Here is a 23,724-nt window from a genome sequence, read left to right as displayed (position 1 = left end):
CCCCGTCCCTCCACCAGTCGTCCTACAGGAGACACCATGAACCACGAATTCCAGGCAGCAGCGGGATCGTCGGCGCAGAACCTGCCGACCAGCCGCTACATCCTTCCCCAGTTCGAAGAGCGCACGCCCTACGGCTTCAAGCGCCAGGACCCCTACACGAAGCTGTTCGAGGACCGCATCATCTTCCTCGGCACGCAGGTCGACGACGCCTCCGCGGACGACGTCATGGCCCAGCTCCTCGTGCTCGAGTCCACGGACCCCGAGCGGGACATCACCCTCTACATCAACTCGCCCGGCGGCTCCTTCACCGCCATGACGGCGATCTACGACACCATGCAGTTCATCCGCCCCGAGGTGCAGACCGTATGCCTCGGCCAGGCGGCCAGTGCCGCCGCGGTCCTGCTCGCCGCAGGAGCGCCCGGCAAGCGCCTGGCCCTGCCGAACGCCCGCGTGCTGATCCACCAGCCCGCGCTCTCCGGGGGACAGGGCGGCCAGGCCTCCGACCTGGAGATCCAGGCCAACGAGGTCATGCGCATGCGCACCTGGCTCGAGGACACGCTGGCCCTCCACTCGGGCCGCAGCTCGGAGCAGGTCAACCTCGACATCGAGCGCGACAAGATCCTCACCGCGGCCGACGCCGTGGCGTACGGGCTGGTCGACGAGGTCCTGACCTCGCGGAAGATCACTCCGCCGAAGATCAACACCCCGTAGTGCCGACGGCGGGTCCGGGGCATTGACCGCCCCGGACCCGCCGCCCGCTTCGCTCCCCGCCCGTGGTGCCGTCCGGCACCACGGGCCTTTTGATACTGGCTCCCGCGGGCTGGTGGCCTACAGTGGTCATAGCAATCGCGATATACCTAAGGGGATTGAACCATGGCTCGCATTGGTGAGAGCACGGATCTGCTCAAGTGCTCCTTCTGCGGGAAGAGCCAGAAGCAGGTCCGGAAACTGATCGCCGGGCCCGGTGTGTACATCTGCGACGAGTGCATCGACCTGTGCAACGAGATCATCGAGGAGGAACTCTCCGAGGTGGCCGACCTCGGCACGTTCGAGCTGCCGAAACCCCGCGAGATCTTCGACTTCCTGCAGGAGTACGTGGTGGGCCAGGAGCCCGCGAAGCGTTCCCTCGCCGTCGCCGTCTACAACCACTACAAGCGCATCCAGTCGGGTAGCGGTCCCCGCGCCGCCGGGACGCTGGCCGACGCCGTCGAGGCCGAGGACGTGGAGATCGCGAAGTCGAACATCCTGCTCATCGGTCCCACCGGGTGCGGCAAGACCTACCTCGCCCAGACCCTCGCCCGCCGCCTGAACGTGCCCTTCGCCGTCGCGGACGCCACGGCCCTCACCGAGGCGGGCTACGTGGGCGAGGACGTCGAGAACATCCTGCTGAAACTGATCCAGGCCGCCGACTACGACGTCAAGAAGGCCGAGCAGGGCATCATCTACATCGACGAGATCGACAAGATCTCCCGCAAGAGCGAGAACCCCTCGATCACGCGCGACGTCTCGGGCGAAGGCGTCCAGCAGGCGCTGCTGAAGATCCTCGAGGGCACCGTCGCCTCGGTGCCGCCGCAGGGCGGGCGCAAGCACCCCCACCAGGAGTTCATCCAGATCGACACCACGAACGTGCTCTTCATCGTCGCGGGCGCGTTCGCAGGTCTCGAGGAGATCATCGGCTCCCGGGCGGGCCGCAAGGGGATCGGCTTCGGCGCACCCCTGAGCTCCCTCAAGAACGAGGAGGCGAGCTATGGGGACGTCATGCCGGAGGACCTGCTGAAGTTCGGGCTGATCCCCGAGTTCATCGGCCGGCTGCCCGTCATCACCACCGTCACGCACCTCGACAGGCCGGCGCTCATGCAGATCCTCACAGCGCCGAAGAACGCTTTGGTGAAGCAGTACCAGAAGATGTTCCTGCTCGACGGTGTCGAACTGGTCCTCGAACCGAAGGCCCTCGAGGCCATCGCCGATCTCGCGCTGGACCGGGGAACCGGAGCGCGGGGCCTCCGCGCCATCATGGAGGAAGTCCTCCTGCCCGTCATGTTCGATCTCCCCAGCCGCGACGACATCGCGACGGTGGTCATCACCGAGGACGTCGTCGGCAAGCGCGCCGAGCCCACCCTCATCTCACACGAGGTGGCCGCCAAGCGTCGTAACAAGTCGGCCTGAGGGACAGATCGAGAGGGCCCGGCCGGTCGGCCGGGCCCTCCGCATGTCCGCCGGCGTCAGGGGACCGCCGCGACCGCGACGTCGAGGTCGGCGACGGGGTATGACGGCGGGTGCACTGCCGCCATCTCCTCGAGGACCCGCACCACCTGGCAGCTGTACCCGAACTCGTTGTCGTACCAGACGTACAGGACGAGGTAGGTGCCGTCGGCGATGGTCGCGAGGCCGTCGACGATGCCCGTGCGGCGTGAGCCCACGAAGTCCGTGGAGACCACCTCCGGGCTGTCGATGTAGTCCACCTGCTTGCGCATCCCCGAGTGGAGGGACATCTCCCGCAGGTACGTGTTGACCTCGTCCTTCGTGGTCCCGTGCTCGAGGGTCAGGTTGAGGATGGCGATCGAGACGTCCGGGGTGGGCACGCGGATGGAACTCCCCGTCAGCTTGCCGGCCAGTTCGGGCAGGGCCTTCGCCACCGCCGTCGCCGCGCCCGTCTCGGTGAGGACCATGTTCAGCGCCGCCGAACGCCCGCGCCGGTCGCCGCGGTGGAAGTTGTCGATCAGGTTCTGGTCGTTCGTGAAGGAGTGCACGGTCTCCACGTGTCCGTGGATAACGCCGAAGCGGTCGTTGACCGCTTTCAGGACGGGCGTGATCGCGTTCGTGGTGCAGGACGCCGCGGTGATGATGCGGTCGGTGTCCTCGATGGCGTGGTGGTTGATGCCGTGGACGATGTTCTTCAGGGCGCCCTTGCCCGGGGCGGTCAGCAGGACCTTGGCCACCCCGCGGCTCTTCAGGTGCTGGGACAGGCCGTCGGCGTCACGCCAGCGGCCGGTGTTGTCGACGACGATCGCGTCGTGGATGCCGTAGGCCTCGTAGTCGATGGAGCCCGGGTCGTCGGAGTAGATCACCTGGATGCGGATCCCGTTGGCAGTGATGGTGTTCGAGGCCTCGTCCACCTGGATGGTGCCCTCGAAGGGTCCGTGCACCGAGTCGCGGCGCAGCAGGCTCGCGCGCTTGGCGAGGTCGTTGTCCGAGCCCCGGCGGACGACGACGGCGCGCAGCCGCAGCCCGTGCCCGCCGCCGGCCTTCTCGATGAGGAGCCGGGCCACGAGGCGCCCGATCCGCCCGAAGCCGTACAGGACGACGTCGGTGCTGGTGCGTTCGTCGCGCCCCCCATGGCCCACGATGTCGGCGAGCTCCGCGCGGACGAACTCCTCGAGGGTGCGGCCGTCCCCGGAGCGGTCGTAGGCGAAGCGGAGGCGTCCGATGTCGATCGCGGCCGCACCGAGGTCCAGGTCGGCGAGCAGCTGTAGCAGGGGTGCGGTGTCCTCGAGGCGCAGCTCCTCGGTGGTGATGCGGCGGGCGAAGCGGTGCGCCTTGAGGATGTTCATCGTGGACTTGTTGATGAGGCTGCGCCCGTGGATGCTGGTGACGACGTTGTTCTCGCGGTACAGACGCCCGATGAGCGGGATCATGGCCTCGGCGAGGGCCTCGCGTTCGAGCCAGGTGTCATGGGTCTCGGTCCGGTGGTGCTGCACAGCGGCGTCCCTTTCGGCACCGGGACGTGCCGGTGCAAGCTCATCCAGCCCGATGGCGACGCAGGGATAGCGCCAGGCATCCTCGACTGGTCGTGTCCTCTCATTAGACCGCCTCCTGCCGGGCCGCACCAAGTCCGCCGGAATAGCGAGCAGCGGTGGCGGGTTTGCACCTTCGACAGGCTTCGGCCTCCCCAACCTCCCAAGGAGCATCTCGATGAGCGCATCCACGTCCGCAGAGAAGGCCGATTTCTGGTTCGACCCCCTGTGTCCCTTCGCCTGGATCACCTCCCGCTGGATCGGTGAGGTGGAGCAGGTCCGCGACATCTCCGTCGCCTGGCACGTCATGAGCCTGTCCGTCCTCAACGAGGGGCGGGACCTCCCCGAGGACTACCAGGCCATGATGCTGCAGGGCTGGGGCCCGGTCCGCGTGATCATCGCCGCGGCCGAGCTGCACGGGGACGAGTACATCAAGAAGCTGTACGACGCCATGGGCACGCGCATCCACATCGGGCAGAACAGGGACTTCGACGTCGTGATCCGGGAATCACTGGAGGAGGTGGGCCTGCCCGCCGAGCTCGCAGCCCACGCGCACAGCGACGAGTACGACACCCAGCTGCGCGCGTCCCACAAGGACGGCATCGACCGCGTCGGCGACGAGGTCGGCACGCCGGTCGTGGCCTTCAACGGCACCGCGTTCTTCGGGCCCGTGCTCACCAGGATCCCGCGCGGGGAGGAGGCCGGCCGGATCTTCGACGGCGCCGTCCTGATGTCCGAGTTCCCCGGGTTCTTCGAACTCAAGCGCTCCCGCACGGAGAGCCCGCGTTTCGACTGATCGCCGGTCGCCCGTGACGCAGGAAGGGACCCGCCCATCGGCGGGTCCCTTCCTGCGTCGTGCCTGCGTCGTGGCGTTTACTCCGCGGGCTGCTGCACCAGGTCGACGTCGGAGACGCTCAGCGCGCCGTCCCCCTCCACGACCTCCAGGTCCCGGGCGTTGCCGGCCGCGAGGAGATCGGCCAGGCCGGCGCGGATCTGCCCCACCTGGGCGGGGGAGGCGGTGACGACGGCGCGCTCCACCTCGGTGCGCTGCTTCACCTTCGCCTCCGACTTGGCCTTGCGGATGCCCCCGAGGGCCAGGGCCACGGACGTGAGGACCCCGGCGTCGGCCGCGTCCGGCAGCGCCCTCAGGGCGTCCGCGCCGGGCCAGTCCGCCTGATGGACCGATCCCTCGCGCCACCAGCTCCACACCTCTTCGGTGGCGAAGGGCAGGAACGGCGCGAACAGCCGCAGCAGGGCGTCCAGCGTCGTGGCCAGTGCGGCCTGGACCGACTGCGTCCCGGCGTCGCCCGGATCGCCGTAGGCGCGGTCCTTGACCAGCTCCACGTAGTCGTCGGTGAAGGTCCAGAAGAAGGACTCCGTGAGCTGGAGCGCACGGGCGTAGTCGTACTTCTCGAAGGCGGCCGTGGCCTGTTCGGTCACAGTGCGGAGCTGGACGAGCAGGGACGTGTCCAGGGCGTTCGAGACGCGGTCCAGCGCGTCGGCGCCGATGGACGCCTCGGTGACGCCCAGGTTGAGGACGAACTTCGAGGCGTTGAGCAGCTTGATGGCCAGGCGCCGCCCGATCTTCATCTGGTTCACCTCGTACGCGGTGTCCGCGCCGAGCTTCGCCGACGCCGCCCAGTAGCGCACGGCGTCCGCGCCGAACTGTTCCAGCACGTCCGTGGGGACCACGACGTTGCCCTTGGATTTCGACATCTTCTTGCGGTCGGGGTCGAGGATCCAGCCGGAGAGGGCCGCGTGCTTCCACGGCACCGAGTCCTGCAGTGCATCGGCGCGGACCGCCGTGGAGAACAGCCAGGTCCGGATGATGTCGTGTCCCTGCGGGCGCAGGTCGAACGGGAACACCTTCCCGAAGAGGTCCTCGTCCCGTGCCCAGCCGCCCACGATCTGCGGGGTCAGGGACGAGGTCGCCCAGGTGTCCAGGACATCGCTGTCCCCGATGAAGCCGCCGGGCTGGTTGCGGGAGGCTTCGTCGAAGCCCGGCGCAGGGTCGGCGGCCGGATCGACGGGCAGGGACTCCAGGGCCGGGATGATCGGGTCGTCGTACTCCGGTTCGCCGTCGGCGTCGAGGCGGTACCAGACGGGGACGGGGACACCGAAGAAGCGCTGGCGGGAGACGAGCCAGTCGCCGTTCAGCCCCTCGATCCAGTTCTCGTAGCGGGAGCGCATGAAGGAGGGGTGGAAGTCGATCGCGCGTCCCCGCTCGATCAGCGCGTCCCGCTTGCCGGCGTCGCGCCCGCCGTTGCGGATGTACCACTGGCGGCTGGTGACGACCTCGAGGGGCTTGTCGCCCTTCTCGTAGAAGTTGACCGGGTGCATGATCTTCTTCGGCTCGCCCTCGAGGTCCCCGCTCTCGCGGAGCATGGCGACGACGGCCTCCTTCGCGCTGAAGATGGTCTTGCCGGCCAGGTGGCCGTAGTTCTCGCGGGCCCGCTCGGTCGCGATCCAGTCCGGGGCCTCGGCGCGCAGGCGGCCGTCGCGGCCGACGACGGCGCGGGTGGGCAGCTGCAGCTCCCGCCACCAGGTGACATCGGTCAGGTCACCGAACGTGCAGATCATGGCAATACCGCTGCCCTTGTCGGGCTTCGCCAGCGGGTGCGCCTTGATCTCGACCTCGACGTCGAACAGCGGGCTGGTGACGGTGGTGCCGAAGAGCGGCTTGTAGCGCTCGTCGTCGGGGTGCGCCACGAGGGCGACGCAGGCGGGCAGCAGTTCGGGACGCGTGGTCTCGATGTGGATCGGCGTGCCGTCCGGGGCGTGGAATGCGATGCGGTGGTAGGCGCCGGGCTGCTCGCGGTCCTCGAGTTCGGCCTGCGCGACGGCGGTGCGGAACGTGACGTCCCAGAGGGTGGGGGCTTCGGCCAGGTAGGCGTCCCCGGCCTTCAGGTTCTCGAGGAACGCCCGCTGCGACACGGCGCGCGAGGTGTCGTCGATGGTCCGGTAGGTCAGATCCCAGTCCACCGAGAGGCCAAGGGTGCTGAAGAGGTTCTCGAAGACCTTTTCGTCCTCGACGGCCAGTTCCTCGCAGAGTTCGATGAAGTTCTTCCGCGACACCGCGTCGAAGTCCCGCTGGTTCTTCGCCGGCTCGGCGGGGGGCCGGTAGCCGGCGTCGTAGGGCACGGACGGGTCGCAGCGGACCCCGTAGTAGTTCTGGACGCGGCGCTCGGTGGGCAGCCCGTTGTCGTCCCAGCCCATCGGGTAGAAGACGTTGGCACCGCGCATGCGCTTGAAGCGGGCCATGACGTCGGTCTGCGTGTAGGAGAACATGTGCCCGACGTGCAGGGAGCCCGACGCCGTGGGCGGGGGAGTGTCGATCGAGTAGACGTCCTCGCGCGTCGTGTTCCGGTCGAAGGCGTAGGTGCCGTCCTCGCGCCACTGGCGGGACAGTCTCTCCTCGAGGCCCTCCAGCGCGGGCTTGTCGGGGACGGAAACGGGCTGGGGTGAGGGCGTGTCTGTGCCCTGGGTGGTATCGGCCATTCCTCCATTGTTCCCTACTGCCCGCGCCCTCCGGCACGACGTCGATCGTCGCGCCCGATCCGGGTCCGACCGTCGGGGACGTCAGTGCCCGGCGCCGAGCGTCCCGCCGAGGCGTTCGCGCATGTTGGTGGAGACCTCGTTGAGGCCGATGACCTGCACCTCGGTGCCGTGGGTGCGGTACTTCTCGGTGATCGCGTCCAGGGCGGCGATGGTGGAGGCGTCCCAGAGGTGGGATCCGTGGAGGTCGATGGTGACCCGGTGGGGATCGGTGGCGTACTCGAACTGGGTGTAGAGGTCGTTGGAGGACGCGAAGAACAGCTCGCCGTTCACCGTGTAGGTCGCCTGCCGGACGCCGTCGACCGTGCTCTCGGTGCGTTCCACGGTGACGAAGTGGGCGACGCGGCGGGCGAAGGCGACCATGGCGACGAGGACGCCCACGCCGACGCCGATCGCGAGGTTGTGGGTCCACACGGTGATGACGACGGTGGCGAGCATGACCGTGGTCTCGCTCCGGGGCATCCGCTTCAGCGTCGAGGGCTGGATGCTGTGCCAGTCGAAGGTGGCGATGGCGACGAAGATCATCACCGCGACCAGGGCTGCCATGGGGATGAGGGCCACGATGTCGCCGAGGGCGACGACGAGGATGAGCAGGAAGATCCCGGCGAGGAAGGTGCTGATCCGGGTGCGGGCCCCGGAGGCCTTCACGTTGATCATGGTCTGGCCGATCATGGCGCAGCCGCCCATGCCGCCGAAGAACCCGGTGATGATGTTCGCCGCTCCCTGCCCCCAGGATTCGCGGGTCTTGTTCGACCGGGTGTCGGTGATGTCGTCGACGAGCTTGGCTGTCATGAGGGACTCCAGGAGTCCCACGGCGGCCAGCGCCAGGGCGAACGGGGCGATGATCTGGAGGGTTTCCAGGGTCAGGGGGACGTTCGGGAAGAACAGGGAGGGCAGGCTCTCGGGGAGCTCACCCTTGTCCCCGACGGTCGGTACGAGGACGTTGGCGAGGACCGCGAACACGGTCAGGACGACGATGGCCACGAGCGGCGCCGGCACCACCTGGGTGAGGCGGGGGAGACCGAAGACGATGAGCAGGCCGACGGCGACCATCGGGTAGACCAGCCACGGGACGTTCATCAGTTCGGGGACCTGCGACAGGAAGATCAGGATCGCGAGGGCGTTGACGAAACCGACCATGACGGAGCGGGGGATGAACCGCATGAGCCGGGCGACGCCGGTAACGCCGAGGATGACCTGGAAGATCCCGCCGAGGATGACGGCGGCGATGAAGTAGTCGACGCCGTGGCTGGCCACGAGGGGTGCGATGACCAGGGCGACGGCGCCGGTCGCGGCGGAGATCATCGCAGGGCGGCCGCCGAGGAACGCGATGGACACGGCCATGGTGAAGGACGCGAAGAGTCCGAGCCGGGGGTCGACGCCGGCGATGATCGAGAAGGCGATGGCTTCCGGGATCAGGGCGAGGGCGACGACGAGGCCGGCGAGGACCTCGGTCTTGAGCAGGCGGGGGTTCTTCAGGGTCCGGGCGACGGACTGACGTTCGACCGGGGTGAGTTCCGGCGTCGCGGCGGGTGCGGCTGCTGACATGGCAGGTTCCTTCGAGCGTTCGTCCCGGCTGTACGGGAAGGAGAATGGATGGACGACGGCGCACGCCGCTGTGCGGTCGTTCCGAAAACAACCCTAACGTAAGGGTAGAGTCATGCGAAAGAGAGGGTGGTCATGAGCGACGCTGCTGGACCCGTGGGGTACCGGACGATGCACATCGGCGAGCTCGCCGAGCGTACGGATCTGTCCCTGCGGACGATCCGCCACTACGACGAGGTCGGCATCCTTCCGGCGACCGCCCGTACCGACGGCGGCTTCCGCGTCTACACCGAGGAGGACCTCGAGCGGCTGATGGTGATCCGTCGGATGAAGCCACTGGGTTTCACCCTCGAGGAGATGAAGGACCTCCTCGCCGTCATCGACGCCCTGGAGGGGGAGGAAGACGAGGCGGCCGCGGCCGGGCTGCGCGCACGGCTGGCCGTCTTCCGCGACTCGGCCGTCGAGCGCCGGGCGAAGCTGATCGAGACCCTCGCCCGCGCCGACGAGTTCATCGACGTCCTTACCCGCTACTAGCAAGCGCGAGTCCGGTCGACCTGCCGCGCGGGTCAGACTCCGACGACGGTGAGCCATCCGGCGAGCGCGAGCAGGGTGATGAGGAGCACCGGGATGGTCAGCACGATGCCGGTGCGGAAGTACTGGCCCCACCCGATGTGGATGCCCTTGCGGTCCAGGACGTGCAGCCATAGGAGCGTGGCGAGGCTGCCGATGGGGGTGATCTTCGGGCCGAGGTCCGAGCCGATGACATTGGCGTAGATCATCGCCTCCTGCGTCAGCCCGGTGGCGCCGGCGGACCCGATGGCCAGGGACGCGATGAGGACGGTGGGCATGTTGTTCATCAGGGATGCGAGGACCGCCACGATGACCCCGACGCCCAGTGCGGTGATCAGGACCCCGTTGTTGCTGACGGCGGAGAAGACGCCCGCGAGCTCATCGGTGAGTCCCTGGTTCCGCAGCCCGTAGACGACGAGGTACATGCCGATGGAGAACAGGACGATCTGCCAGGGCGCGTCCTTCAGGATCCGCGGGACCGAGATCGTGCCCGCAGGTTCGGTCGCCTGCCTCGGGCCCCCCTCGCCCTCGGCGGAACCCTCGTGCGCGGCAGGTCCGGCCAGGGGGCCGGACGAGGGGCGACGCCCGACGCCGACGCTCTCGTAGTCCAGGTCCTCCACCCTGTTCGCCGGGTTCGCGCTTACCCGGACGCCTGAGGAGACTCCGGCGCGGCGGAAGAGGAAAGCCGGCCGGCGGGAGGCGACGATCATCAGCACCACGGCGCCGAGGCCTGCGACCGCGGAGAGTGGGAGGTGGAGGGGCTCCGCGGCGAAGTAGCCGATCAGCAGGACACCGAGGACCACCCAGCCGGTCCTGAACGTCAGCGGGTCCGCGATCGCCGACCTCGGGGTGGCGAGGACGCTGACGTCGTAGTGACGCGGGATGGCCGTGCGGAAGAACAGGAGCAGGACGCCGAGACTGGCGGCGACGGACACGAGGCCCACCGGGACCATGACCACCGCGTAGCGGGCGAAGGAGATGTCGAAGAAGTCCGCGGTGACGATGTTCACCAGGTTCGAGACCACGAGGGGGAGGCTGCCGGCGTCGGCGATGAACCCGCAGGCGATGACGAAGGCGAGGGATGCCCGGGCGGGGAACTTCAGGGCGAGGAGCATCTGGATGACGATCGGGGTGAGAATCAGCGCCGCGCCGTCGTTCGCGAAGACCGCTGCGATCGCCGCCCCCAACAGGACGATCAGGGTGAACAGCAGCCGCCCGTTGCCCCGACCCCACCGTGCGACGTGCAGGGCCGCCCACGTGAAGAACCCGGACTCGTCGAGGATGAGCGAGATGATGACGATCGCCACGAACGCGAAGGTCGCGTTCCAGACGATGTCCCACACGATGGGGATGTCGGACAGGCTCACGACGGTGGTGATCAGCGCGACGGCCGCCCCGCCGAGCGCGGACCAGCCGATGCCGAGGCCCTTGGGCTGCCAGATGACCAGGGTCAGGGTGGCGAGGAAGATCAGGATGGCGACCACGGTCATGGCAGCAGGGCTCCTAACAGGAGGGTAGGAAGAATCGCGCCGCCGACCTCACCGGTGAGTCGGTGGTGATGTCATGCCGGGCTCGGGGGTATACACAGGGCGACGACGGCAGTCGAGCACGACCGTTGTCGCCCGGGCAGGAAGAGGTGGGGTTGGGGTCAGCGGGTGGTGAGGGTGGTGTGGAGGGCGGTGACGCGGTCGAGGATGTCGTCGCGGACCAGGCGCATCCGCTCGATGCCGTCGATGCCGCGGTCGCTGGGCTCGTCGGTGATCCACCGCTCGTACAGGGTGCCTTCGACCTCGTCGACCTGCGCTTCGGCGCCGAGGAGGACGACGACGTCGGCCTGCTCCTGGTCCTTGGCTGTGATCTGGCGGGGGACGTTCTGGCTGATGTCGATCCCGACCTCGACCAGGACCTGGGCTGAGAGGCCGTTGATCGCGGACCCGGGCGTGGACCCGGCGGAGGCGGTGGTCACGGAGTCCCCGGCGACCTTGTCCATGAGGCCGGCAGCCATCTGGGACTTGCCGCCGTTCTTCACGCACACGAACAGGACGGAGGGCTTGTCGGCCTTGAAACTCACAGCGGTACTCACTTCTTCTGGTCGGACGGGAGTGAAGCAGGAATCAGGCAGGGGCCCGGCAGGAACCGGACAGAACCGGAGGAGACCCGGGAGGCAGGGGTGTCATTTGGGTTCGGTGAGGACGCCGGCGAGGGCGTCCAGGCTCCCGGGCACGATGGAGTAGTACGCCCAGACACCCCGCTTCTCCCGGTGCAGGATGCCGGCGTCGACGAGGATCTTCAGGTGATGCGACACCGTCGGCTGGCCGAGGTCCAGCGGTTCGGTGAGGTCACACACGCACGCCTCATTCTCGGCACTGGAGGAGATCAAGGAGACCAGGCGCAGCCGGTTCGGGTCGGCGATGGCCTTGAACTGGCGGGAGAGTTCCTCGGCCCGGGTCGCGCTCATCGCCGCCGCCCCGGACGGCACGCAGCAGCGCCCCTCATCGGGTGATGCGGGAGCCGTCCCGGGTTCGGAGATCGTCGTCATGCACCCAGCATACCCACACATTGACAACCGTCGATATCATTCCCCATACTCGGTATCGAAGACAGTCGATGTCTTGTTCCACCTTACGAACGAAGGACCCCATGAGCGCCGAAACACCCGTTGCGACGACCAGAGAGCAGAAGAAGCCGTCGGTCCTGTTCGTCTGCGTGCACAACGCCGGTCGGTCCCAGATGGCCGCCGCGTACCTGAACCACTTGTCCGAGGGCCGCATCGAGGTCCTCTCCGCCGGGTCGCAGCCCGCCGACCAGGTCAACCCCGCCGCGGTGGAGGCGATGCGGGAGGAAGGCATCGACATCACCGCGGCGACCCCGAAGATCCTCACCACCGACGCCGTGAAGGCCTCGGACGTCGTCGTCACCATGGGGTGCGGCGACGAGTGCCCCTACTTCCCCGGCAAGCGGTACGAGGACTGGGTCCTCGAGGACCCGGCCGGCAAGGGCGTCGAGTCCGTCCGGCCCATCCGCGACGAGATCAAGGGGCGCATCCGGCAGCTCATCAGCGAACTCCTGCCCGCTCAGTGACTCCGCCCACCAGCACGACCACCAGTACGCCCCCCGACCCGAGAGGCACCGCCATGGCGGCCCCACTGCAGGAGAAGATCATCATCGTCGGTTCCGGTCCTGCCGGGTACACGGCGGCCATCTACGCGGCCCGGGCAGGCCTGGCGCCGCGGGTCATCGCCGGCGCGGTGACGGCCGGTGGTGCCCTGATGAACACGACGGAAGTCGAGAACTTCCCCGGCTTCACCGACGGCATCCAGGGCCCGGAGCTGATGGAGAACCTCCGCGGGCAGGCCGAACGCTTCGGCGCCGTCATCGACTACGACGACGCGGCCACCGTCGGGCTCTCCGGGAACGTCAAGACCGTGACCACCCTCAGCGGCACCACGTATCAGGCGCCGGCGGTGATCCTCGCGACAGGCTCCGCGTACAAGGAACTCGGGCTACCCGATGAGAAGCGACTGTCCGGCCGCGGCGTCTCCTGGTGCGCCACCTGCGACGGGTTCTTCTTCCGCAACCAGGACATCATCGTCGTCGGCGGCGGTGATTCCGCGATGGAGGAGGCCCTGTTCCTCACCCGCTTCGCGGACACCGTCACCGTCGTCGTCCGCGGTTCAGCCTTGCGGGCGTCGAAGATCATGGCGCAGCGGGCCCTGGACAACGAGAAGATCCGCTTCGCGTACACCAGCGCGATCACCGCGATCAACGGGGATACGAAAGTCACCGGTGTCACGCTCACCGACACCATCACGGGGCTTACCCGGGAACAGGACGTGACCGGGATCTTCGTCGCCATCGGGCACCTGCCCCGCACCGACCTCGTCCACGGACAGGTCACCCTCGACGACGAGGGATACATCGTCGTCGACTCGCCCACCACTCTCACGAACCTCTCCGGTGTCTTCGCCTGCGGCGACGCCGTCGATCACCGGTACCGGCAGGCCATCACCGCCGCCGGCTCCGGCTGCGCCGCGGCCCTGGACGCCGAACGCTACCTCGCCGCACTCGAGGACGCCCCCAGCATCGCCACCGCTCTCGTCGAGGAGACCACCCATGCCTGACAGCGCCGACGCAGCCACACCCCCACCCACTCACGCCTCCGACCTGCCGGTCGCCGTGATCGGCGCCGGACCGATCGGGCTGTCCGCCGCCGCCAACCTCCTGGAGCAGGGACTCACCCCGATCGTCTTCGAACGGGGCGAGAGCGTCGGAGCAGCGGTGCGTGAGTGGGCGCACATCCGCCTGTTCTCTCCCTGGCAGTACAACATCGACCCCGCAGCCCGGCGCCTGCTCGAACCCACCGGCTGGACCGAGCCCCGCCCGACCGCCCTGCCGTACGGGCGGGAACTCGTCGAGGCCTACCTCGAACCCCTCGCCGCGATCCCAGCGATCAGGGAGACGCTGCACTTCATGAACACCGTCACCGCGGTCACCCGCCTGGGGATGGACAAGACCCGCACGAAGGACCGCGACACCACCCCGTTCCTCGTCCGAGTCAGCAGCCCCGGGGGCACCACCGACCATGTCGTCCGTGCCGTCATCGATGCCTCCGGCACGTGGGGTCAGCCCAACCCCCTCGGCCAGGCAGGACTGCCGGCACCCGGGGAGGAGGCCGTGAGCGAGTTGCTGACCTCCGCGCTGCCCGACGTCGTCGGCGCCGAACGGGACCGCTTCGCGGGCCGGACGGCCATGGTGGTCGGTGCCGGCCACTCGGCTGCGAACACGCTCATCAACCTCGGCCAGGTCTCCCGGAACGAGCCGGGCACGCGGGTGCTGTGGGCCGTCCGCGGGAGCGGCTCGGCGCAGCGCCTCTACGGCGGCGGCGACCTCGACGGACTGCCCGCCCGCGGCGCCCTCGGCAGTCGCCTCAAGTCCCTTGTCGAGGACGGCGTCGTCGAGCTGATCACGGACTTCACCATCACCTCCCTCGCCCGGAGCGGATCGCGCCTCGCGGTGACGGCATCGACACCGGACGGCGTCCGCATCCTCGACGTGGATGTCCTCGTGCCGGCCACCGGCTTCCGGCCGGACCTGGGCATCCTGCGGGAGCTGCGTCTGGAGCTGGACCCCGCGGTCGAGGCGCCGCGCGCACTGGGCCCCCTGATCGACCCGGAGTTCCACTCCTGCGGGACGGTCCCCGCCCACGGCGCGGACGTCCTCGCGCACCCGGAGAAGGACTTCTACCTGGTCGGCATGAAGTCCTATGGGCGGGCGCCCACGTTCCTGCTGGCCACCGGGTACGAGCAGGTCCGCTCCGTGACCGCCGCGATCGCCGGCGACACGGAGGCTGCCTCCCGCCTGCAGCTCGACCTCCCCGAGACGGGTGTGTGCAGCACGGACCTCGGCGGGTCCTGCGACGCCCCTGCAGTGCCTCTGACCGACGCGGACGCCGCAGTCGCCGCGGACCTCGGCGGGTGCTGCTCGGCGCCGGAGCTCCTCACGATCGGCGTGCCCACCGGCACCGCCCATGGGAGGTCGGGAGACCCGGACTGCTGATCCGTACCGCCGGGTGGGCGCGGAATCGGCCCCAGCCCTCGACGCGTCGCACGCACCGGGGTCCGGCAGTGCGACCGGCACTGACTACAGTGGCCCCATGACCGAGACCACCCAGGCGCCGCTCGGCGCCCCCGCTGACCCCGCCCCCTCCGCCCTGCGCGCCGTCGTCACCGGTGCCAGCTCCGGCATCGGCGCCGCGACCGTCCGCGCCCTCCGCCGGGACGGCTGGGACGTGGTGGCAGCCGCCCGGCGGATCGACCGCCTGCAGGCGCTCGCGGAAGAGACCGGGGCGACGCCGATGGTCCTGGATGTCACCGACCAGGCGTCCGTCGACGCCTTCACGGCAGACGTCATAGCGACCGGACCCGTCCACGCGCTGGTGAACAACGCCGGGGGCGCGTTCGGGACGGAGCGGGTTGCCGAGGCCAGGACGGACGACTGGGAGTGGATGTACAACGTGAATGTCCTCGGTTCCCTGCGGATGACCCGGGCCCTGCTCCCGGCGCTGCGCGACGGCGGCCAGGGGAGCGTCCTGTTCCTGACCTCCACCGCCGCGCTCGCACCCTATGAGGGCGGCGCCGGGTACTGCGGCGTGAAGGCGGCGCAGGAGGCGATGGCCCGCTCGCTCCGCCTCGAGGAGGCCGAGCACAACATCCGCGTCATCGAGGTCTCCCCGGGCATGGTGCACACCGAGGAGTTCTCCCTCAACCGTCTGGGCGGCGACCAGGGCGCTGCCGACGAGGTCTACGCCGGCGTCCCGTACCCGCTGACGGCCGACGACGTCGCGGCCGCCGTCGCCTTCACGCTCAACGCGCCACACCACATGAACATCGATCACCTGGTCCTGCGCCCGCTCGCGCAGGCCGCCAACCACAAGGTCCTCCGGGGGTGACCTCACGCAGGGACGCCCTGCTCCTCATCAACCCGGCGGCCGGCCGCGGTCGTGCGCAGCGGCTCGGGCCGGGGACGGCGGAAGCGCTGAGGGATGAGGGCTTCGCGCTCTCCGTCGTCGTCACGGGGAGCCTCCGTGAGGCGACCGAGCAGGCGCGGCGGGCCGCGCCAGGGAGCGTTGTCGCGGTCCTGGGCGGTGACGGCTTCCTGGCTGCCGCCGCGGCCGGAGCGCACCGGTCCGGCGCGGTCCTCCTGCCCCTGGCGGGCGGCCGCGGGAACGACACGGTGCGGCGCCTCGGCCTGCCGCTGGATCCGGAGCGGGCGGTACGCCGCCTTGCTCGCTATTCAGTGACGGAGGTCGACCTCGGCCAGGTCAACGGGCGTCCTTTTCTCGGCGTCGCCCACGTCGGCTTCGACTCGCTCGCCAACAGGTTCGGCAACGCGGCGCGGATCCGTCTCGGGCCTTTCGTCTACCTGTACGGCGGGCTGAAGGCGCTCCGGGCATGGCGGGGCGTGACGTTCACCCTGTCCGTCGACGGGCGGGAGCGGGTCTTCCCCGCCTGGTTCATCGCCGTCGGGAATGTCGGACAGTACGGCGGTGGGCTGCGGATCTGTCCGCACGCAACAGTCGACGACGGTCTCCTGGACGTCGTGTCCCTGTCCGGGTCGTCCCGCGCGGCCGTCGTCGCCACTTTCCTCCGCGCCTACCGGGGGCGGCACCTCGGCAGGCCCGGTATCACCCTCACCCGCGGCACCAGCATCACGATCACGGCCGGCGAGCCCCTCGAGGTGTATGCGGACGGGGAACTCGTGGGGGCGCTCCCGGCGACCATGACGCTCACCCCGCGGGCGTTGAAGGTGCTCGTCCCGGCCGGCTCGCCCGCCCTCGGCCGACGTCCGCCGCCCCCAGGGACGCCCCCTCAGGACCTGCCGGACACGCCCAGCCGCACGCTGTAGTTGTCCATGGTGCCGGGCAGCGGCCGCTCCGGGTCGAGGGCCTGCCCCTCCTCCACCCGGAAGTCGTGCCCGGCGACCAGTGCCGCCAGGGCCGCGCTGGTCACGAGCAGCACGAGCTGCTTGCCCGGGCAGACCACCGGGCCGTCGCTGAAGGGCACCAGCGGCCAGCCGTCGTCCTCCTCGGTGAGCCAGCGCTCGGGCGAGAAGCTGTGCGCGCTGCGCAGCGAGCGCTCGTCCCGGTGGAAGTACGGTGCGTAGACCAGGACGCCGCAGTCGGCCGGCATGAGCCCCCGCTCCCACTGCACGGGCTGCGTGGTCTGGCGGAGGATCATCGGGGTCGTCGGCCACAGGCGCAGCGATTCCAGGATGGCGGCGCGCAGGTAGGGCAGGACCCGGCGCCCCGAGGTGTCGCCGTCGACCTCCCGCCGCGCTGCGGCCATCGCCTCCGGGTGGGTGGCGAGCACGGTCAGGGCGCGGAACGTCGCCATACCGGCCGGATCGAACGCGAAGAGCCACTGCGGCACCTGATCGGCGGGCTCGGCGCCGTCGCCCTTCGGCGCGGCGGCCATCACGGCGGCGAGGCTCCCCGGCTCGGCGTTCGCCAGTTCCTCGGTGATCCGCGCCAGGAAGCGCCGCCGGGTCTTCGTCCGCACCGGCTTCAGGAACGCCCAGTTGCCGTCCTTACGCAGGCGGATCACCATGGCCGTGAGGTCCTTGTCATCCCGAGCGTGATCGCCGAACACCACGCGCCGCACCACCCGGTACCAGGCGTCGAGGAAGTCGTCCCACGGCAGGGACCCGCTGCGGACGGCCCCGGCCAGCAGCTCCAGCATCTCCTCCTCCACCACGGGGACGAACCGGTCGGCGAGGTGGTGCACGGGGTGGTCCGTGTCGAGGACCTGCTCCTGCAGGGCGCGGCGCACCGTCCGGAGGGGCCCGCGCGTGATCAGCACATTGGCGGGCTGGAAGTGGGACAGCGCCGCCCGCTTCTCGCTGCTGGCCGGGGTGAACGGTTCGGGGGACCGCGCCAGCACGGTGTTGGCGTCCTCCGGCGCCAGGACGATCGCCTGTCGGCGGATCGGCAGCTTCAGCATGAGGGGGCCGGCCGGGTGCTTCGCGTGGATCGACCGCACGATTCCGACGGCCCGCGTGTCCAGGTCCAGGCGCGCTGCGAGCCCCACCGCCCACGGGCGCCGGATGATGGGGCCCTTCACGATGGTCGGCAGGAGGACGCCGAGGAGCAGCCGGGCAGTGTCCGGGGCGGACGCGGTGGGAAGGGTGGGGGATGTCATCCCTTCACCCTGCCAAGGCGTCTCCGCCCACCACAATGCATTTCGGGGCGTGCGCCGACGGGTCCGACTGTGCTTCGACGCTTTCGACAACGATTTCGGCCCCGGGCTAGACTGGAGGGACAAGCGTCGACCCGGCCATCACCGGTGAGCTTCCGGAAGAAAGGACGCCTCCACGGAGGTGCCCCGTAGAACCGGACGGGGAGCCCGTCACAGCCTGGAAACGAGCGGCAGCCCCGGCCTGCACGACCGCGACGAGCGGTACGGCGGACGACGGCGGCAAGTGAGGTGGTACCGCGGGTCCTGGACCCCCGCACCCGGTCAGGCAACCGGTGGCGGGAGACGGGGTCCCGTCCTCACGGCAGGATTCCTGCACCACCCGACGCCGCCGCACACAGGATGAGACCCATGCCGCAGATCTACCCCAAAGCAGTGTCGCCCGACGACGCCGGTACGCCCGCCGTCGGGACCAGCGCCTCCCCACGCTTCCCCGAACTCGAGCAGCGCGTCCTCCGCTACTGGGAGAAGGACGGCACCTTCCAGGCGTCCATCGACCAGCGCGACGCCGGCGTCGACGGCTCCAACGAGTTCGTGTTCTACGACGGACCGCCGTTCGCCAACGGTCTGCCGCACTACGGGCACCTCCTCACCGGCTACGCGAAGGACCTCGTGGGCCGGTACCAGACGCAGCGCGGACACCGCGTGGAGCGGCGCTTCGGCTGGGACACGCACGGACTGCCCGCCGAACTCGAGGCGATGAAGCAGCTCGGGATGACCGACAAGCAGCAGATCCTCGCCATGGGCATCGACAAGTTCAACGACGCCTCCCGGGCCTCCGTCATGAAGTACGCGGGGGAGTGGCGTGACTACGTGACCCGCCAGGCGCGCTGGGTGGACTTCGACAACGACTACAAGACGCTCAACCCCGAGTACATGGAGTCCGTCCTCTGGGCGTTCAAGACCCTCCACCAGAAGGGCCTCACCTACAACGGGTACCGCGTGCTGCCCTACTGCTGGAACGACGAGACGCCGCTGTCCAACCACGAGCTGCGCATGGACGAGGACGTCTACCAGGACCGCCAGGACCAGACCGTCACCGTCACGTTCCCGATCCTGCCCGGCGATTCCGCCCTCTCGAAGGACCTCGCCGGAGTACAGGCCCTCGCCTGGACCACCACGCCCTGGACCCTGCCCACCAACGCGGCGCTCGCCGTCGGACCGGACATCAGCTACGTCGTCGTCGCGGGGCGGCGCGACGACGCCGAGGGGCGCTACCTCATCGCCGAGGAGCTCCTCGGCAACTACGCCAAGGACCTCGGCTTCGCCGACGCCGCCGCCGCGCGCGAGGCGGTCGTCTCCCGGCACCTCGGCACCGAGCTGGCGGGGCTCACCTACCAGCCGCTGTGGGACTACCTCGCCGATCCCGAGGAGGGCGGCTACCGCAACGCCTTCCGCATCCTCGTCGCGGACTACGTCACGACGACGGACGGCACCGGCCTCGTCCACCAGGCGCCCGCCTACGGCGAGGAGGACCAGAAGATCTGCGAGGAGGCCGGCATCCAGGTGATCCTCTCGGTCGACGAGGGGGCGAGATTCCTGCCCCTGTTCGGCACGGGACCGCTCGCGGAGATCGTGGGCCTGCAGGTCTTCGACGCCAACCGGCACATCACGCGCGTCCTGAAGTCCGAGGGACGCCTGGTGCGCCAGTCCAGCTACGTCCACAGCTACCCGCACTGCTGGCGCTGCCGCAACCCGCTGATCTACCGCGCCGTGTCCTCCTGGTACGTCGAGGTGACCAAGATCCGCGACCGCATGGTGGAGCTGAACCAGGACATCACCTGGATCCCCGGCAACGTCAAGGACGGACAGTTCGGCAAGTGGCTCTCCAACGCGCGCGACTGGTCCATCAGCCGCAACCGCTTCTGGGGCAGCCCCATCCCCGTCTGGCAGTCGGACAACCCGGAATACCCGCGCACCGACGTGTACGGTTCGCTCGCCGAATTGAAGGCGGACTTCGGGCGCCTGCCCGTCAACACGCAGGGCGAGGTGGACCTTCACCGCCCCTTCATCGACGAGCTCACCCGGCCCAACCCGGACGACCCCACGGGACGCTCCACCATGCGCCGCGTCGAGGACGTCCTGGACGTCTGGTTCGACTCCGGGTCCATGCCCTACGGCCAGGTGCACTACCCGTTCGAGAACGAGCAGTGGTTCGACACCCACAACCCGGCCGACTTCATCGTCGAGTACATCGGCCAGACCCGCGGCTGGTTCTACATGCTGCACATCCTCTCCACCGCGCTCTTCGACCGGCCGGCGTTCCGCAACGTCATCAGCCACGGCATCGTCCTGGGCTCCGACGGGCAGAAGATGTCCAAGAGTCTGCGCAACTACCCGGACGTCTCCGAGGTCTTCGACCGCGACGGCTCCGACGCCATGCGCTGGTTCCTGATGGCGTCCCCGATCCTGCGCGGCGGCAACCTGGTGGTCACGGAGCAGGGCATCCGCGACGGCGTCCGCCAGGTCATCCTGCCGCTGTGGAACGTCTGGCACTTCTTCAGCCTCTACACCAACGCGGCCGACGGCGGCGCGGGCTACGAGGCGAAAACCGTGACGCCGGAGGCCGCCGCGCTCCTGAGCGAGCCGATCGACCGCTACATCCTGGCCAACACGGGGAACCTCGTCCGCGACCTCACCGGGGCACTCGACGCCTTCACGATCAGCGACGCCTGCGAGTCCCTGCGCCGCTACCTCGACACCCTGACCAACTGGTACGTGCGCCGCAGCCGCCAGCGATTCTTCGACGAGGACACCGACGCCTTCGACGTCCTCTACACGTGCCTCGAGGCCGTCTGCCGGGTCGCCGCCCCGCTGCTGCCCCTCGTCACCGAGGAGATCTGGCGCGGGCTCACGGGCGGCCGGTCCGTCCACCTCACCGACTGGCCCGAGGCGACGTCGTTCCCCGCAGCCCCGGACCTCGTGGAGCAGATGGACCGCACGCGGTCCGTGTGCTCGGTCGGCTCCAGCCTGCGCAAGGCCGCGAATCTCCGGGTGCGGCTCCCGCTCCGGGAATTGACCGTCGTCGCCCCCGGCGCCGCCGACCTCACCGGTCAGTACGCGTCGATCATCGCCGACGAGCTGAACCTCAAGGGCGTGCGCCTGGTCGACGCCGCCGACGCCGAGCCGGCCGAGTTCGGCATCACGCAGCGGCTCGTGGTCAACGCCCGCGCGGCGGGGCCAAGGCTGGGCAAGAACGTCCAGACCGTGATCAAGGCCTCGAAGTCCGGGGACTGGCGGGTCGACGACGACGGCGGCGTCACCGCGGGCGGTCTCGCCCTCGAGCCGCACGAGTACACCCTCGACACGGTGGTGGAGGGCAACGACGCCGCCTCGAAGGCGGTGACCGTCCTGCCCGGTGGCGGCTTCCTCGTCCTGGACACCGAGGTGACGGCCGAACTGGCTGCGGAGGGGACGGCCCGCGACGCGATCCGCGCCATCCAGCAGGCACGCCGCGACGCCGACCTCGACATCAGCGACCGCATCCGGACCACCGTCGGCGTCGCCGCGGAGCAGGTCGGGGCGCTCGAGGCTAATGCGGAGCTCATCCGGGCCGAGACCCTGACCCTCGAGCTGCGCATCGACGCCGTCCCCGACGCGGGCGACGACTTCACCATCACCGTCGAGAAGACCGTCCGGAAACAGGAGCAGCAGCATGGATGACAGCACCGGCACCGACGCCACCGACGGCACGGGGAGCAGCACCGAACTGGACGGCTTCTCGGTCGAGAGCGTGTACGCGGAGCTCCTCAGCCGCGCCCCGGAGAACAAGATGGAGCCGCGCATGGCGCCGCTCCACCGGGCGATGGAGATCCTCGGTGAGCCCAACCGGGCCTTCCCGATCATCCACATCACCGGCACCAACGGGAAGACCTCGACGGCGCGCATGATCGAGAGCATCCTGCTGGCGCACGACCTGCGGACGGGACGCTTCACGAGCCCGCACCTCTCGCGGGTCACCGAGCGCATCAGCATCGACGGGGAGCCGGTCCGGGACGAGACGTTCGTCCGGGTCTGGGACGAGATCAAGCCCTACCTGGACATCGTCGACGGCGAGCTGCTCGTCGCCGGGGAACCGCGCCTGACCTACTTCGAGTGCGTCACCATCCTCGCCTTCGCGATCTTCGCCGACGAGCCGATCGACGTCGGCGTCATCGAGGTGGGACTCGGCGGGATCACCGACGCCACGAACGTCGGCGACGGCCAGGTGGCCGTCGTCACCCCGATCTCGCTCGACCACACCGAGCTGCTCGGCGACACCGTCGAGGACATCGCCCTCGAGAAGGCGGGCATCATCAAGCCCGGCGCCGTCCTCGTCAGTGCCATCCAGCCGCGCGACGCCGCGCAGGTCCTCCTCGAGCGCGCCCGCGAGGTCGGGGCCGAGTTCCGCTTCGAGGGCGTCGAGTTCGGCGTCGAATCTCGGACCGTCGCCGTCGGCGGCCAGGTGGTCTCCCTGACCGGGCTCGCCGGCCGCTACGGCGAGCTGCTGATCCCCCTGCACGGCGAGCACCAGGCGGAGAACGCGGCCGTCGCCGTCGCCGCCGTCGAGGCGTTCCTCGGCGGTGGTGAGCGCGAACTCGAGACCGAGCTGGTCCGCAACGGCCTGCGGGCCGTCACGTCGCCCGGTCGCCTCGAGGTGGTCAGGACCGCGCCGAGCATCATCGTGGATGCAGCGCACAACCCGGCCGGGGCGCGCGCCGCGGCCCGGGGCATCAACGAGGCGTTCGACTTCAGCAGGCTCGTCCTCGTCATCGGGGCGCTGGAGGACAAGGACGCGGCGGGCATGCTGGCCGAACTGCACGAGGAGCTCGGCGGCATCCTCGAGGACGTGTGCCTCACGCAGTCGACCTCCCCCCGGTCCGTCCCCGCCGCCGACCTCCTGCAGCCCGCCCTGGCGGCCGGGTTCGCGGAGGAGAACATCATGATCCTCCCCGGGCTCGACGACGCCCTGGAGTGGGCGGTCATGAAGGCCGAGGAGAACAACGACCTCTCCGGAGGCGTCCTCGTGACCGGATCCATCACGGTGGTCGGGGAAACCCGCACCCTCCTCGGGAAGTAGGCCTCCACATGGCACGACGCATGACCAGGGCGCAGCGCGAATGGCGGCCCGGGATGCCGAAGAAGCGGCGGTCGACGAAGATCCTGTTCGCCTCGACGGTCCTCGTCCTCGAGGCGTTCGTGGTGTTCTTCGCGACGCTCGCGGTCTTCGGCCTGCGCCGCGACGAGATCTCCCCGGTCCTCATCCTGACCTCCGGGTTCCTCCTCAGCGTGGTGCTGGTGCTCACCTGCGCCGTGCTGACGAAGAAGTGGGGCATCGCGCTCGGCTGGTTCCTCCAGTTCGTCCTCATCGCCGGGGGCTTCCTCGAACCGGTCATGTTCGTCGTCGGCCTCGCGTTCGCCCTCACCTGGCTGTACGGGATCCGGCAGGGGATCCGCGTGGACCGCGAGAACGTGGAGCGGGACCGGCTGCAGGCGGAGTGGGAGAGGGCGAATCCCGAGGAGGCGGGGTCTTGAGTAGAGTCGACCCCGGTACCAGTTCCCATCCGCGCCGTCCGCGACGGCGCACCCAC

19 protein-coding genes are annotated in these 23,724 nt (G+C 69.5%); 12 read left to right on the top strand and 7 right to left on the bottom strand.

What is annotated here, in order from left to right; all coding sequences use genetic code 11:
• The first annotated feature begins 36 nt into the window (after positions 1-36).
• Both C4K88_RS00785 and clpX read left to right on the top strand, forming a co-directional pair.
• Positions 37-711 (top strand): ATP-dependent Clp protease proteolytic subunit, encoded by a 675-nt coding sequence (locus C4K88_RS00785; protein WP_104119748.1) that lies wholly within the window; start codon positions 37-39, stop codon positions 709-711.
• A gap of 162 nt (positions 712-873) precedes the next feature.
• Positions 874-2,166, top strand: a complete 1,293-nt coding sequence (gene clpX, locus C4K88_RS00780; RefSeq protein WP_104119747.1) for an ATP-dependent Clp protease ATP-binding subunit ClpX — start codon at positions 874-876, stop codon at positions 2,164-2,166.
• A gap of 56 nt (positions 2,167-2,222) precedes the next feature.
• Here clpX and C4K88_RS00775 read toward each other — a convergent pair whose 3' ends face one another.
• A complete protein-coding gene (locus tag C4K88_RS00775) occupies positions 2,223-3,698 on the bottom strand; it encodes a glyceraldehyde-3-phosphate dehydrogenase (protein ID WP_104119746.1) in 1,476 nt (491 codons plus the stop codon).
• A 214-nt stretch (positions 3,699-3,912) separates the two neighbouring features.
• On the opposite strand from C4K88_RS00775, the gene C4K88_RS00770 reads away from it, so the two are divergent.
• On the top strand, positions 3,913-4,530 hold the full coding sequence (locus C4K88_RS00770) for a mycothiol-dependent nitroreductase Rv2466c family protein (RefSeq protein WP_104119745.1): 618 nt from the start codon (positions 3,913-3,915) through the stop codon (positions 4,528-4,530).
• 77 nt (positions 4,531-4,607) lie between these two features.
• Here C4K88_RS00770 and valS read toward each other — a convergent pair whose 3' ends face one another.
• Together valS and C4K88_RS00760 are read right to left on the bottom strand one after the other, a co-directional pair.
• Positions 4,608-7,232: a valine--tRNA ligase gene (gene valS, locus C4K88_RS00765; protein ID WP_104119744.1), complete on the bottom strand. Its 2,625-nt coding sequence runs from the start codon at positions 7,230-7,232 to the stop codon at positions 4,608-4,610.
• Between the two features lie 81 nt (positions 7,233-7,313).
• Positions 7,314-8,837, bottom strand: a complete 1,524-nt coding sequence (locus C4K88_RS00760; protein ID WP_104119743.1) for a SulP family inorganic anion transporter — start codon at positions 8,835-8,837, stop codon at positions 7,314-7,316.
• A 132-nt stretch (positions 8,838-8,969) separates the two neighbouring features.
• Between C4K88_RS00760 and C4K88_RS00755 the strand changes: the two genes are divergently transcribed.
• Positions 8,970-9,368 carry a MerR family transcriptional regulator gene (locus tag C4K88_RS00755; RefSeq protein WP_104120271.1) on the top strand — a complete coding sequence of 133 codons (399 nt, stop codon included), beginning with the start codon at positions 8,970-8,972 and terminating at the stop codon, positions 9,366-9,368.
• A gap of 32 nt (positions 9,369-9,400) precedes the next feature.
• Here C4K88_RS00755 and C4K88_RS00750 read toward each other — a convergent pair whose 3' ends face one another.
• The 3 genes from C4K88_RS00750 to C4K88_RS00740 form a co-directional block, all read right to left on the bottom strand.
• The gene (locus C4K88_RS00750) at positions 9,401-10,894 is read right to left on the bottom strand and encodes an arsenic transporter (protein WP_104119742.1); all 1,494 of its coding nucleotides are present in this window, start codon (positions 10,892-10,894) and stop codon (positions 9,401-9,403) included.
• Between the two features lie 158 nt (positions 10,895-11,052).
• The gene (locus C4K88_RS00745; protein WP_174705193.1) at positions 11,053-11,475 is read right to left on the bottom strand and encodes an arsenate-mycothiol transferase ArsC; all 423 of its coding nucleotides are present in this window, start codon (positions 11,473-11,475) and stop codon (positions 11,053-11,055) included.
• A gap of 102 nt (positions 11,476-11,577) precedes the next feature.
• Positions 11,578-11,943, bottom strand: a complete 366-nt coding sequence (locus tag C4K88_RS00740; protein ID WP_104119741.1) for an ArsR/SmtB family transcription factor — start codon at positions 11,941-11,943, stop codon at positions 11,578-11,580.
• Positions 11,944-12,044: 101 nt separating this feature from the next.
• On the opposite strand from C4K88_RS00740, the gene C4K88_RS00735 reads away from it, so the two are divergent.
• The 5 genes from C4K88_RS00735 (at position 12,045) to C4K88_RS00715 (ending at position 16,808) form a co-directional block, all read left to right on the top strand.
• A complete protein-coding gene (locus C4K88_RS00735) occupies positions 12,045-12,485 on the top strand; it encodes an arsenate reductase ArsC (RefSeq protein ID WP_104119740.1) in 441 nt (146 codons plus the stop codon).
• Positions 12,486-12,538: 53 nt separating this feature from the next.
• Positions 12,539-13,525: a thioredoxin-disulfide reductase gene (gene trxB, locus C4K88_RS00730; RefSeq protein ID WP_104119739.1), complete on the top strand. Its 987-nt coding sequence runs from the start codon at positions 12,539-12,541 to the stop codon at positions 13,523-13,525.
• Positions 13,518-14,960 carry an NAD(P)-binding protein gene (locus C4K88_RS00725; RefSeq protein ID WP_104119738.1) on the top strand — a complete coding sequence of 481 codons (1,443 nt, stop codon included), beginning with the start codon at positions 13,518-13,520 and terminating at the stop codon, positions 14,958-14,960. Before trxB ends, C4K88_RS00725 begins: the two co-directional genes overlap by 8 nt.
• A gap of 97 nt (positions 14,961-15,057) precedes the next feature.
• Entirely contained in the window at positions 15,058-15,852 is a 795-nt protein-coding gene (locus C4K88_RS00720) for an SDR family oxidoreductase (RefSeq protein ID WP_104119737.1), read from the top strand.
• On the top strand, positions 15,849-16,808 hold the full coding sequence (locus C4K88_RS00715; protein ID WP_104119736.1) for a diacylglycerol/lipid kinase family protein: 960 nt from the start codon (positions 15,849-15,851) through the stop codon (positions 16,806-16,808). Before C4K88_RS00720 ends, C4K88_RS00715 begins: the two co-directional genes overlap by 4 nt.
• Here C4K88_RS00715 and C4K88_RS00710 read toward each other — a convergent pair.
• Positions 16,772-18,100: a cytochrome P450 gene (locus C4K88_RS00710; protein WP_104119735.1), complete on the bottom strand. Its 1,329-nt coding sequence runs from the start codon at positions 18,098-18,100 to the stop codon at positions 16,772-16,774. The genes C4K88_RS00715 and C4K88_RS00710 overlap by 37 nt on opposite strands.
• A 396-nt stretch (positions 18,101-18,496) precedes the next feature.
• On the opposite strand from C4K88_RS00710, the gene ileS reads away from it, so the two are divergent.
• Genes ileS through C4K88_RS00695 form a run of 3 tightly spaced genes read left to right on the top strand, consistent with a single transcriptional unit; the run spans position 18,497 to position 23,668 of the window.
• Positions 18,497-21,817, top strand: coding sequence for an isoleucine--tRNA ligase (gene ileS / locus C4K88_RS00705; RefSeq protein WP_104119734.1), 3,321 nt, complete (start codon positions 18,497-18,499; stop codon positions 21,815-21,817).
• Entirely contained in the window at positions 21,810-23,213 is a 1,404-nt protein-coding gene (locus C4K88_RS00700) for a bifunctional folylpolyglutamate synthase/dihydrofolate synthase (RefSeq protein ID WP_104119733.1), read from the top strand. Before ileS ends, C4K88_RS00700 begins: the two co-directional genes overlap by 8 nt.
• 8 nt (positions 23,214-23,221) lie before the next feature.
• Entirely contained in the window at positions 23,222-23,668 is a 447-nt protein-coding gene (locus C4K88_RS00695; RefSeq protein WP_241521646.1) for a DUF4233 domain-containing protein, read from the top strand.
• Positions 23,669-23,724: the final 56 nt, after the last annotated feature.

This window comes from Arthrobacter pityocampae (genome assembly GCF_002927275.1).
Classification (GTDB): Bacteria; Actinomycetota; Actinomycetes; order Actinomycetales; family Micrococcaceae; genus Arthrobacter_D; species Arthrobacter_D pityocampae.
Note: the sequence above shows the minus strand (reverse complement) of the source record. Positions and strands in the feature narration are given on the sequence as shown.

What these genes read in the sequence shown, in the direction of transcription:
- C4K88_RS00725 (WP_104119738.1), top strand. Translation starts at nt 13,518, where the DNA reads ATGCCTGACAGCGCCGACGCAGCCACACCCCCACCCACTCACGCCTCC.
- C4K88_RS00750 (WP_104119742.1), bottom strand. Translation starts at nt 10,894, where the DNA reads ATGACCGTGGTCGCCATCCTGATCTTCCTCGCCACCCTGACCCTGGTC.
- C4K88_RS00710 (WP_104119735.1), bottom strand. Translation starts at nt 18,100, where the DNA reads ATGACATCCCCCACCCTTCCCACCGCGTCCGCCCCGGACACTGCCCGG.
- C4K88_RS00760 (WP_104119743.1), bottom strand. Translation starts at nt 8,837, where the DNA reads ATGTCAGCAGCCGCACCCGCCGCGACGCCGGAACTCACCCCGGTCGAA.
- C4K88_RS00770 (WP_104119745.1), top strand. Translation starts at nt 3,913, where the DNA reads ATGAGCGCATCCACGTCCGCAGAGAAGGCCGATTTCTGGTTCGACCCC.
- C4K88_RS00755 (WP_104120271.1), top strand. Translation starts at nt 8,970, where the DNA reads ATGAGCGACGCTGCTGGACCCGTGGGGTACCGGACGATGCACATCGGC.
- ileS (WP_104119734.1), top strand. Translation starts at nt 18,497, where the DNA reads ATGAGACCCATGCCGCAGATCTACCCCAAAGCAGTGTCGCCCGACGAC.
- C4K88_RS00740 (WP_104119741.1), bottom strand. Translation starts at nt 11,943, where the DNA reads ATGACGACGATCTCCGAACCCGGGACGGCTCCCGCATCACCCGATGAG.
- clpX (WP_104119747.1), top strand. Translation starts at nt 874, where the DNA reads ATGGCTCGCATTGGTGAGAGCACGGATCTGCTCAAGTGCTCCTTCTGC.
- trxB (WP_104119739.1), top strand. Translation starts at nt 12,539, where the DNA reads ATGGCGGCCCCACTGCAGGAGAAGATCATCATCGTCGGTTCCGGTCCT.
- C4K88_RS00720 (WP_104119737.1), top strand. Translation starts at nt 15,058, where the DNA reads ATGACCGAGACCACCCAGGCGCCGCTCGGCGCCCCCGCTGACCCCGCC.
- C4K88_RS00695 (WP_241521646.1), top strand. Translation starts at nt 23,222, where the DNA reads ATGGCACGACGCATGACCAGGGCGCAGCGCGAATGGCGGCCCGGGATG.
- valS (WP_104119744.1), bottom strand. Translation starts at nt 7,232, where the DNA reads ATGGCCGATACCACCCAGGGCACAGACACGCCCTCACCCCAGCCCGTT.
- C4K88_RS00700 (WP_104119733.1), top strand. Translation starts at nt 21,810, where the DNA reads ATGGATGACAGCACCGGCACCGACGCCACCGACGGCACGGGGAGCAGC.
- C4K88_RS00785 (WP_104119748.1), top strand. Translation starts at nt 37, where the DNA reads ATGAACCACGAATTCCAGGCAGCAGCGGGATCGTCGGCGCAGAACCTG.
- C4K88_RS00735 (WP_104119740.1), top strand. Translation starts at nt 12,045, where the DNA reads ATGAGCGCCGAAACACCCGTTGCGACGACCAGAGAGCAGAAGAAGCCG.